Raw genomic sequence first — 10,900 nt, 5'->3', positions numbered from 1 at the left:
CTCAAGCGCCGGTCGGCTCGACGTCGTCGCCCTGGAAGCTGCCGGCGCGCCAGGTCAGCACCAGCGTATCGCGGTGGCCGTGCTCGCCCAGCGGCTGGATCGGCGTCGATTCGTGGATCACCGCCGCATCGTCCAGCAGCAGCATGGTCCAGGGCTCGAGCATGGTGAAGCGCTGGCCTTTCGGGCCGTCGGCTTCGAACACGCGCGTCTCGCCGCCCTTGATGTTCTCGCGTCCGATCAGGATCACGGCCACGAAGTCGACACCGTCGCGGTGCGCGCCTTCCGGGGTCGGACGGCCGATGCCGTCGGCGGTGTCGATGCGGAACTGGTGGGCTTCGACGTACCAGGGCTGCGGTCCCTTGACCGCGGTGCAGACGCCGCCCAGGGCGCGCAGCAGCTGGTTCCAGGCCGGCTGCTCGACGGTGGCCGGCTCGATCGGCACGAACAGGCGGTGCATGCCGCCGTGCAGGGCGTTGTACTCGACCGGCTGCCAGTGCGCGCGGTGCGGGCTCTGCGTCAGCGCCGTGCCGTCGTCGACGAAGCAGGAGTGGCGCCGGCGGCGGTAGCGGCCGCCGTCCTTCAGGTAGTTGTCGAGTTCCAGGCGGTCCCAGCTCGGCGCCAGGGCCTGCAGCGCGTCGAGGGAGCAGCTGGCCAGGCTGGCCACGTCCTGCGGACGCAGCAGCGCATAGCCGTCCGTACGCAGCGCATCGACGATGCGTGCCGGGTCGGTATAGGGTGGTTGCGGTGTAGTCATCTCGCTAGCGTAGCATTTTTCGAACGCGTGGGCTCGGAGAGCCACCCTACCAGTTCTTAATCAGCGTCAGGCGGAACGAACGCGATTCGAGCGGGTGGAAGTGGATGTCCTCGCGCGCCTCCGCTTCGCCGCGCAGTTGCGAGGCATAGTAGTAGTCGATGCTGGACACGCGCTTGTTGGCCAGGTTGAAGCCCTCCAGCTCCAGCCGCAGGTCCTTCGCCATCCGGTAGCCGATGCGGCCGTTCAGCGTGGTGCTGGCGTGCGAGCGCACGCTGTTGTCCTCGACCAGCGGGCGCGGGCCGAAGTAGCGCAGGCGCAGCGCGCCCTCCCAGGCGCCATCTTTGCCGAGCTGGCTGGCGGTGATGGCCAGCTGGCCCACGCCTTCCACCGCGCCGGGGATGCGCTCCTGGCCGGCTTCCACTTCGCGCGAGCGGGCATGCGCGAACGCGGCATCGAAGTCGATCGACAGCCACTTCACGGGTTTGTAATAGTTCGAAAACTCGATGCCGATGCGCCGGCTCGGCGAGCCGGCCTCGGTCGTGCCTTCGTCGCCGACGTAGCTCAGCTCCGAATCGAAATCCAGGCGGTACAGCGAGAGCGCGGTCTGCATCTTCGGGATCGCCTCGGTGCGCAGGCCGATCTCCATGCCGCGCGAGCGCACCAGCGGCTCGCTGCTGGTGACCGCGCCGCGCGCATCGTTGCTGTGGAAGCCCTGGCCATAATTCAGATACAGCTCGCTGCTCTTCCAGGGGCCGAACACGAGGTTCAGCGAAGGGCTGAGCAGGGTGTCGCTGGCGCTGGCCGCCTTGCCGGTCAGGTCGCTCTTGACGCGGAAGCGGTAGCCGTCGGCGCGCAGGCCGACGATGCTGCGGAAGGACTCGCCCCAGCGCGTCGCGCTCTCGATCCAGGCGGCGCGGCTGGTCTCGACGATGTGGTCCTGGCGCGTGGTGTCCAGGGTCTGGCGCGCCTGCGTGTGCAGCAGGCCGTTGAAGATATTGTCGTTCTGCGCCTGCAGGCCGACGCTCAGGTCGGAAGTCACCGTGTCGCTGCGGTGCGCGTGCCAGGTGTGCTGGGCGTTGACGCCGCTGGTGACGCGGCGGTCCGGCTGGGCGAACTGGTCGCCGTGCACCGGGTCGTTCATGAAGTAGGTGAAGTTCGACCACAGATCCAGCTGGTTGCGGATCAGGTAGGCGCTCACCTTCGAGGCCGAATCGGCGGTGGTCTGGCGCCACACGCCGGACAGGCTGTAGCGGCGCGCCTCGCCGCCATCGGTATCGTCGATGGCGTCGAAGCGGCCGATCCGTCCCTCGTCGACTGCGCGCTCGGGGATCTGGTCGGTCGAGTTCCAGCGGCCATGGTAGGCCATCGCGGTGACGCTCCAGCCGTTGTTGGCATAGCCGCGGCTGTAGCGCAGCACGCCGTTGACCTTCTGGTAGTCGTCCGGATGGGTATAGGGGCCGTCGTTGTGCAGCAGTTCCAGCGCATAGGTGAGGGCGCCCCCTAGCGCATCTTTCGACGCCGCCAGCGCCGTGCGCGCATAGCCGTTCTGGCCGACGCTGAGGGTGGCGACGTCGCGCACCAGGCGGTTCGCGTAGGTGATGGACGCGCTGCCGGCCGAGGCGAAATCGCCCTCGCGCGCCGAGTACGGACCCTTGCGGTAGTCGAGGCGGGCGGTCAGTTCCGGGATCAGGAAGTTCAGGTCGGTCCAACCCTGGCCGTGGGCGTGCGAGCGCTGGTTGACCGGCATCTCGTCGATGTAGGTGGCGAGGTCGGTGCCGTGGTCGAGGTTGAAGCCGCGCAGGTAGAACTGATTGGCCTTGCCTTCGCCGCTGTGCTGGCTGGCGATCAGGCCGGGCGCCGCCTCCAGCAGTTCGCCGGGACGGTAGATGGTGCGCATTTCCAGCTCTTTCTGGCTGACGCTACCGGCATTGGCGGAATCGGCGATGCCGAGCTGGCTGGCGCGTGCGCCTTCGACCAGCACGCGCTGGATCACGAAGTCGTCAGCATGGGCATGGGTGTGCGAAAACAGCGCGGCCAGCGCGCAGGGCAGGATACGGAGATGCATTGCTTAATCTATGTTCAGTGGACGGACAGCTCGGTGTGGCTGCTGCTGAAGCCGAAGGTGCGCAGGCTGCCTGCCACCGTCAGGTTCACGGTGTTCAGCTGGTCCGGCATGAAGTCGATGAGCACCGCGTCGTGGATCAACTCGACCTTCGCGCTCGGTGTCTGCAGCACTTCCTGGAACACCATGACGTTCTGGGCGTCGGCCGTCATGCCGACCCAGTTCAGGGGCAGACGGCGCTTGTCCTTGTCCGCCAGCCAGAACTGCTTCTCGACGTACTTGCGGAACACCGCCTGGTCGTCGGGATCGGACAGGTCGAACTGGCGCTGGTACAGATTGGTCAGCAGCGCCTCGACGTCGTGCGCCATGTAGGTGTGCACGATCTCGGTGCTGCCGGTGCGTTCGTTGTAGCTGATGTCGGTGATCCCGGCATGGAAGTTATGGGCCAGCAGCGGTGCCGGCGCCAGCGCGCAGGCGCCCGCCAGGATGGCGGCGCCCAGGCACCTGCTCAGAAAACCGCGGATGAAGCGTTTCGGATTCATTCAACCTTCCTGCCGGCTTCGATGGACTGCTGTTCGGCCTTGACGGCTTCCTTGCTGTCTTTCCTGGCTTCTTTTGTCTTCGACTTTTCGCTCAGTTTCTCTTGATAGTCTTTCATCATGTCATCCTGCGGCCGCTGCGACTTGAACAGTTCCAGTCGCGACGGGGTCGCCTTGCGCGGCCAGGCATTGTCGCTCTGGTCGACGTCCGCGGTTTCCCAGTACGGGTCCTGCACCAGGCTAGTCATCGGTTCGTCGGTGATGATCAGCTTCGTGACCTTCTTCGGGTTGTAGCGCCAGATTTCAGCCGGCACGCGTTCGACATACTTCTTGCCGCTGGCGAGCGTGATCTCGAGGATCAGCGGGGTCACCAGGCCGCCCTTGTTGCTGAAGTCGACCAGGTACAGGTGCTTGCCTTCCTTGAGCAGCGCCTTTTCCCAGTCTTCCAGGCCTTCCATGGTTTCATTGTACTTGTTGCGGTCCTTGTTGGTGACCGTGAACTCGTCATGCTCGTTGTAGAAATCCTTCAGTTCCGGATGCGCGTCGAGGCGGCGCGGCAGCGTGCCCTGGTTGCGCTGGTCGGTGATCGAGACCGGTTCCGCATTCTTCTGCGCGCGCTTCCAGGCCTTCTCGACTTCCGGGTCTTTGGTGCCGATCGTGTACTCGCTGATGCCGTCCACACTCACGTCGACCGCGTCGGTGGTGTAGAACCAGCCGCGCCAGAACCAGTCGAGGTCCGTGCCCGAGGCGTCTTCCATGGTGCGGAAGAAGTCGGCCGGCGTCGGGCGCTTGAACTTCCAGCGTTGAGCGTATTCTTTGAAGGCGAAGTCGAACAGCTCGCGGCCCAGCACGGTCTCGCGCAGCACGTTCAGCGCGGTGGCCGGCTTGGCGTAGGCATTGCTGCCGCGGTTGGTGATCGACTCGGAATTCGTCATGATCGGCTGCTGGTTGCGGCTCTTCATGTAGTCGACGATGTTGCGTGCTTCGCCGCGGCGGGCCGGGTAATTCTCTTCCCACGCGGTCTCGGCGAGGAACTGCATGAAGGAGTTGAGGCCCTCATCCATCCAGGTCCACTGGCGCTCGTCCGAGTTGACGATCATCGGGAAGTAGTTGTGGCCGACCTCGTGGATGATCACGCTGATCAGGCCATACTTGGTGCTGCGCGAATAAGTCAGTTCGCCAGTCTTCTTGTCCTTGGTCGGACGGCCGCCGTTGAACGAGATCATCGGGTATTCCATGCCGCCCACCGGACCGTTCACCGAGATCGCCACCGGATAGGGGTAGTCGAAGGAGTACTTGTTGTACTGGTCGATGGTGTGGATGATGGCCTGGGTCGAGTACTTTTCCCACAGCGGGTTGCCTTCCTTCGGGTAGAAGGACATGGCCAGCACGTCGGTATCGCCCTTCTTGAAGCCCTGCGCATCCCAGATGAACTTGCGGCTGGTGGCCCAGGCGAAGTCGCGCACGTTTTTCGCGCGGAAGCGCCAGGTCTTGGTCGTGGTGGCGCGGCCCTTCTCGCGGGCTTCGGCTTCCGCCTGGCTGGCGATGACGACCGGCTGCCTGGCGGTGCGGGCCTGCTTGAGGCGCTCGCGCTGGGCGCTGCTCAGGACATCGCCTTCGTTCTGCAGCACGCCGGTGGCGGCGACGATATGGTCGGACGGCACCGTGACCTCGACATCGTAGTCGCCGAATTCCAGCGTGAATTCGCCGTCGCCCAGGTACTGCTTGTTCTGCCAGCCGTGGACGTCGTAGTAGGCCGCCATGCGCGGATACCATTGGGCGATCTCGAACAGGTCGTTCTTGTCTTCCTTGTCGAAGCGCTCGAAGCCCATGCGGCGCCCCAGCACGTTCGTCTCCGGCACGTTGAAGGACCAGCTCATGTTGAAGGAGACGCGCGCGCCCGGTTTGAGCGGCTGGTCGAGGTCGATGCGCATCATGGTCTTGTTGATCGCGTAGCGCAGCGGCTTGCCGTCGGTACCGGTGACGCTGGCGATCTTGAAGCCGCCGTCGAACTTGCGGCTCTCGACCAGGAAGCGTGCGGCTTCGTACTGCAGGCCAGTCTGGCCGCCGGTGCCGGCCGTGCGCCAGGCTTCGCGCGACGGGTAGCTCGAGATGTTGCGGTTATCCGAGTCGGCGCGGAACATGTTCTGGTCCAGCTGCACCCACAGGTAGTTCAGCGTGTCCGGCGAATTGTTGTGGTAGGTGACGGTTTCAACGCCGGTGATGGCGCGCTTGGCTTCGTCCAGCTGCGCGCGGATCTTGTAGTCGGCGCGCTGCTGCCAGTAGGCGTGGCCCGGGGCGCCCGAGGCGGTGCGGGTGTCGGTGGGCGTCGGCAGCAGTTCGTCGAGCTGGCGGAACTTGTCGTCGAATTGCTGGGCGAAGGCGGTGCCGGTGATCGAGGCGATCAGGCTCAGTGTGGCGAGGCGGGTAGCGAGATGTTTCATGTTCGTAGGGTGGGCACCCCGTGCCCACCATGTGCGTTGAATGATGCGTGGGCACGCTATTCAGGCCACTGGCCTGAATAGCCCCGCCCTACGGTTTACTTGGCGATCGGCTTTTCTTCGTCCTTGGCCTTCTCGTCCTTGGTCTTCAGCTTCTCGTTATAGTCCTTCATCAGGTCATCGCCGCCGCGCTGCGACTTGAACAGCTCCAGGCGAGTCGGGGTCGCCTTGCGCGGCCAGGCGTTGTCGCTCTGGTCGACGTCCGCGGTTTCCCAGTACGGGTCCTGCACCAGGCTGGTCATCGGTTCGTCGGTGATGATCAGCTTCGTGACCTTCTTCGCGTTGTAGCGCCAGATTTCGGCCGGCACGCGCTCGACGTACTTTTTGCCGGAAGCCAGGGTGATCTCCAGCACCAGCGGGGTCACCAGGCCGCCCTTGTTGCTGAAGTCGACCAGGTACAGGTGCTTGCCTTCCTTGAGCAGCGCCTTCTCCCAATCCTCCAGGCCTTCGACGGTCTCGTTGTACTTGTTGCGGTCCTTGTTGGTGACCGTGAACTCGTCGTGCTCGTTGTAGAAGTCCTTCAGTTCGGGATGCGCGTCGAGGCGGCGCGGCAGCGTGCCCTTGTTGCGCTGCTCGGTGATCGAGACCGGTTCCTCGTTGCGGCGTGCGCGCTTCCAGGCCTTCTCGACTTCCGGGTCCTTGGTGCCGACCGTGTACTCGCTGATGCCGTCGATGCTGACGTCGACGTAATCGGTGGTGTAGAACCAGCCGCGCCAGAACCAGTCGAGGTCCGTGCCCGAGGCGTCTTCCATGGTGCGGAAGAAGTCGGCCGGGGTCGGGCGCTTGAACTTCCAGCGGCGTGCGTATTCCTTGAAGGCGAAGTCGAACAGCTCGCGGCCCAGCACGGTCTCGCGCAGCACGTTCAGCGCGGTGGCCGGTTTGGCATAGGCGTTGTTGAGGAACTGGACGATCGATTCCGAGTTGGTCATGATCGGCACCTGGTTCTGGCTCTTCATGTAGCTCGCGATCATGCGCGGTTCGCCGTAGGAGATCGGGAATTTCTCTTCCCAGGCTTCTTCGGCCAGGAACTCGAGGAAGCTGTTCAGGCCCTCGTCCATCCAGGTCCACTGACGCTCGTCCGAATTGACGACCATCGGGAAGTAGTTGTGGCCGACCTCGTGGATGATCACGCCGATCAGGCCATATTTCGTGTTCTTCGAATAGGTGATCTCGCCGGTCTTCTTGTCCCTGGTCGGACGCGGGCCGTTAAACGACAGCATCGGGTATTCCATACCGCCGCCGACGTCGAAGTTGACCGAGATGGCCACCGGGTAGGGGTAGTCGAACGAATACTTGTTGTACTGCTCGAGGGTATGCACCACGGCCTGGGTCGAGTACTGGCCCCACAGCGGGTTGCCTTCCTTCGGATAGAAGGACATCGCCAGCGCATCGGTGCCGTCCTTCTTGTAGCCCTGCGCATCCCAGATGAACTTGCGCGACGAAGCCCAGGCGAAGTCGCGCACGTTTTTCGCGCGGAAGCGCCAGGTGCGGGTCGACTCGGCGCGGGATTTTTCCTTGGCTTCCGCCTCGGCCTGGGTCACGATCAGCACCGGCTGCCTGGCGGTGCGCGCCTGCTTCAGGCGCTCGCGCTGGGCCGGGCTCAGGACCGCGTCCGGGTTCTGCAGCTCGCCGGTGGCGGCGACGATGTGGTCGGACGGCACCGTGACCTCGACGTCGTAGTCGCCGAATTCCAGCGTGAACTCGCCGGCGCCGAGGAACTGCTTGTGCTGCCAGCCGTGGGCGTCGTAATAGGCCGCCATGCGCGGGAACCACTGGGCGATCGCGAACAGGTCGTTCTTGTCGTCGAAGCCTTCATAGCCCGAACGGCCGTGCACCACCTTCTGGTTGTTGATGTTGTAGTGCCAGTCGACGCCGAAGGACAGCTTGGCGCCCGGCTTCAGTGGCTGCGGCAGGTCGATGCGCATCATGGTGCCGTTGATGACGTAGCGCAGCGGCGCGCCGCCGGCATCCTTCACCGCGGTGATGTTGAAGCCGCCGTCGAACAGGCGCGATTCCAGCATGGTGCGCATCGCATCGAACTTCACACCGGTTTCCGGCGTCGCCCTGGCCCAGGCTTCGCGCGAGACCACGGTAGCCGAGGTGCGCCCGTTCGAGTTCGGCTTGAACAGGTTCTGGTCCAGTTGCAGCCACAGGTAGTGCAGCGTGTCCGGCGAGTTGTTGTGGTAGGTGACGGTCTCGGAACCGATGATGGCGTGCTTCGCTTCGTCCAGCCTGGCCCGGATCTTGTAGTCGGCGCGCTGCTGCCAGTAGGCGTGGCCCGGCGCGCCCGAGGCGGTGCGGGTGTCGGTGGGCGTGGGCAGGAGTTCGTCGAGCTGGCGGAACTTGTCGTCGAATTGCTGGGCGACGGCAGGGCTGACGAGGGAGGCGATCAGGCTCAGGGCGGCGAGGCTGGCGGGCAGGCGCTTGAAGTTCATGTGCTTGTTATATGTATGTTTTGCGGTCTCAAACGGAGGATGGGCACGCCATGTTCCACGCGTGGCGCCGCCATGTTGTGGCGTCACGCGTGGGCACGGGGTGCCCACCCTACGGTCTTACTTGTTTGCTGCTGCTGGTGCTGCTGCTGCGCCCTGGTCGGCCGCGGCCTTGACTTCCGGCTTGGCGTCCTTGGTGGCCTTGTCGTCCTTCGACTCCTTGGTTTCCTTGGTCTTCAGCTTCTCGTTATAGTCCTTCATCATGTCGTCCTGCGGACGCTGCGATTTGAACAGTTCGAGGCGCGACGGGGTCGCCTTGCGCGGCCAGGCGTTGTCGCTCTGGTCGGTGTCGGCGGTTTCCCAGTACGGGTCCTGCACCAGGCCGGTCATCGGCTCGTCGGTGATGATCAGCTTCGTGACCTTCTTCGGGTTGTAGCGCCAGATTTCGGCCGGCACACGTTCCACGTACTTCTTGCCGGAAGCCAGGGTGATCTCCAGTACCAGCGGGGTCACCAGGCCACCCTTGTTGGTGAAGTCCACCAGGTACAGGTGCTTGCCTTCCTTGAGCAGCGCCTTTTCCCAGTCTTCCATGCCTTCGAGCGCTTCGTTGTACTTGTTGCGGTCCTTGTTGGTGACCGTGAACTCGTCGTGCTCGTTGTAGAAGTCCTTCAGCTCCGGATGGGAATCCAGGCGGCGCGGCAGCGTGCCCTTGTTGCGCTGGTCGGTGATCGAGACCGGCTCCGCATTCTTCTGCGCGCGTTTCCAGGCCTTTTCGATTTCCGGGTCTTTCGTGCCGATGGTGTACTCGCTGATGCCGTCCACGCTGACGTCGACGTGATCGGTGGTGTAGAACCAGCCGCGCCAGAACCAGTCGAGGTCCGTGCCCGAGGCGTCTTCCATGGTGCGGAAGAAGTCCGACGGGGTCGGACGCTTGAATTTCCAGCGGCGTGCGTATTCCTTGAACGCGAAGTCGAACAGCTCGCGGCCCAGCACGGTCTCACGCAGCACGTTCAGGGCGGCGGTCGGCTTGGCGTAGGCGTTCGCGCCCAATGCCGTGATCGACTCGGAGTTGGTCATGATCGGCTGCTGGCCGGCGCTCTTCATGTAGTCGACGATCGAACGTGGTTCGCCGCGCGACTGCGGATAGTTTTCTTCCCAGGCCTGCTCGGCCAGGTACTGCACGAAGCTGTTCAGGCCTTCGTCCATCCAGGTCCACTGGCGCTCGTCCGAGTTGACGATCATCGGGAAGTAGTTGTGGCCCACCTCGTGGATGATCACGCCGATCAGGCCATACTTGGTGCGCTTCGACCAGGTCAGCTCGCCGGTCTTCTTGTCCTTGGTCGGACGCGGACCGTTAAACGAGATCATCGGGTATTCCATGCCGCCGACCGGACCGTTCACCGAAATCGCCACCGGGTACGGGTAGTCGAAGGAGTACTTGTTGTACTGGTCGATGGTGTGGATGATGGCCTGGGTCGAGTACTTCTCCCACAGCGGATTGCCTTCCTTCGGGTAGTAGGACATGGCCATCACGTTGGTCGCGTCCTTCTTGAAGCCCTGGGCATCCCAGATGAACTTGCGGCTCGAGGCGAACGCGAAGTCGCGCACGTTCCTGGCCTTGAAGCGCCAGGTCTTGGTGCCGCTGGCGCGGGTCTTTTCCTTGGCTTCGGCCTCAAGCTGGGTCACGATCACGACCGGCTGCTTGGCGGTGCGCGCCTGCTCGAGACGCTGGCGCTGGGTCGCGGTGAGGACGTCGCCCGGGTTCTGCAGTTCGCCGGTGGAAGCGACGATGTGGTCGGCCGGGACGGTCACGGCGACGTCGTAGTCGCCGAACTCCAGCGTGAACTCGCCGGTGCCCAGGAACTGCTTGTGCTGCCAGCCGGTCACGTCGTAGTAGGCCGCCATGCGCGGGAACCACTGGGCGATCTCGAACAGGTCGTTCTTGTCGTCGAACTTTTCGTAGCCCGAGCGGCCGCCGAGCACCTTCTGCTCGTTGATGTTATAGGACCACTCGACCGAGAACGCGACCTTGGCGCCGGGCTTCAGCGGCTGCGGCAGGTCGATGCGCATCATCGTGCGGTTGATGACGTAGTGGAGCGGGGCGCCGCCGCTGTCCTTGACCGACTTGATGTTGAAGCCGCCATCGAAAGTACGGGCGGTCATCAGGGTCTGCAGCTGGTCGAACTTCATGCCGTCGTCCGGACCGCGCGGCTTGTCCCAGGCGTCGCGCGAACGGACGGTGGCGCTGGTGCGCGTATCCGAGTTCGGCTTGTAGATGTTCTGGTCGAGCTGGACCCACAGGTAGGTCAGCGTGTCGGGGGAGTTGTTGTGATACGTGATCGTCTCGGCGCCGGTGATCGAACGGTTCGCCTCATCCAGCGTCGCGCGGATCGAATAGTCGGCGCGCTGCTGCCAGTAGGCGTGACCCGGTGCGCCGGAGGCGGTGCGGATCGTGGTCGGCGTAGGGAGTAGTTCGTCGAGCTGGCGGAACTTGTCGTCGAAAGGCTCGCCGCCATACGGGGCGGCGAGCGCCGCAGGCGTTAATGCGCTGAGGTATAAGGCCGCCAAGGCGATCGGCAAACGTATCATATTTACCCTGCTATAGAGGTTGA

6 protein-coding genes are annotated in these 10,900 nt (G+C 64.0%); all 6 read right to left on the bottom strand.

The window, feature by feature from the left end; translation table 11 throughout:
* Nucleotide 1: 1 nt before the first annotated feature.
* A complete protein-coding gene (locus NX782_RS11565) occupies nucleotides 2-754 on the bottom strand; it encodes a 2OG-Fe dioxygenase family protein (RefSeq protein WP_258845602.1) in 753 nt (250 codons plus the stop codon).
* Between the two features lie 46 nt (nucleotides 755-800).
* Nucleotides 801-2,819 carry a TonB-dependent receptor gene (locus NX782_RS11560; protein WP_258845601.1) on the bottom strand — a complete coding sequence of 673 codons (2,019 nt, stop codon included), beginning with the start codon at nucleotides 2,817-2,819 and terminating at the stop codon, nucleotides 801-803.
* 14 nt (nucleotides 2,820-2,833) lie between these two features.
* Nucleotides 2,834-3,358: a DUF6702 family protein gene (locus NX782_RS11555; protein ID WP_258845600.1), complete on the bottom strand. Its 525-nt coding sequence runs from the start codon at nucleotides 3,356-3,358 to the stop codon at nucleotides 2,834-2,836.
* Nucleotides 3,355-5,799 carry a M1 family metallopeptidase gene (locus NX782_RS11550; protein ID WP_258845599.1) on the bottom strand — a complete coding sequence of 815 codons (2,445 nt, stop codon included), beginning with the start codon at nucleotides 5,797-5,799 and terminating at the stop codon, nucleotides 3,355-3,357. Before NX782_RS11550 ends, NX782_RS11555 begins: the two co-directional genes overlap by 4 nt.
* A 95-nt stretch (nucleotides 5,800-5,894) precedes the next feature.
* Nucleotides 5,895-8,291: a M1 family metallopeptidase gene (locus NX782_RS11545; RefSeq protein ID WP_258845598.1), complete on the bottom strand. Its 2,397-nt coding sequence runs from the start codon at nucleotides 8,289-8,291 to the stop codon at nucleotides 5,895-5,897.
* A gap of 117 nt (nucleotides 8,292-8,408) precedes the next feature.
* Complete coding sequence (locus NX782_RS11540; protein ID WP_258845597.1) at nucleotides 8,409-10,877, bottom strand: M1 family metallopeptidase; 2,469 nt, start codon at nucleotides 10,875-10,877, stop codon at nucleotides 8,409-8,411.
* Between the last annotated feature and the right edge of the window lie 23 nt (nucleotides 10,878-10,900).

It is taken from the genome of Massilia norwichensis (assembly GCF_024753245.1).
Classification (GTDB): domain Bacteria; phylum Pseudomonadota; class Gammaproteobacteria; order Burkholderiales; family Burkholderiaceae_D; genus Telluria; species Telluria norwichensis.
This window is presented reverse-complemented; position numbering and strand designations above follow the sequence as displayed.

Excerpts from the sequence above, each read along its gene's own strand:
- NX782_RS11565 (WP_258845602.1), bottom strand. The coding sequence starts at position 754 with ATGACTACACCGCAACCACCCTATACCGACCCGGCACGCATCGTCGAT.
- NX782_RS11560 (WP_258845601.1), bottom strand. The coding sequence starts at position 2,819 with ATGCATCTCCGTATCCTGCCCTGCGCGCTGGCCGCGCTGTTTTCGCAC.
- NX782_RS11555 (WP_258845600.1), bottom strand. The coding sequence starts at position 3,358 with ATGAATCCGAAACGCTTCATCCGCGGTTTTCTGAGCAGGTGCCTGGGC.
- NX782_RS11550 (WP_258845599.1), bottom strand. The coding sequence starts at position 5,799 with ATGAAACATCTCGCTACCCGCCTCGCCACACTGAGCCTGATCGCCTCG.
- NX782_RS11545 (WP_258845598.1), bottom strand. The coding sequence starts at position 8,291 with ATGAACTTCAAGCGCCTGCCCGCCAGCCTCGCCGCCCTGAGCCTGATC.
- NX782_RS11540 (WP_258845597.1), bottom strand. The coding sequence starts at position 10,877 with ATGATACGTTTGCCGATCGCCTTGGCGGCCTTATACCTCAGCGCATTA.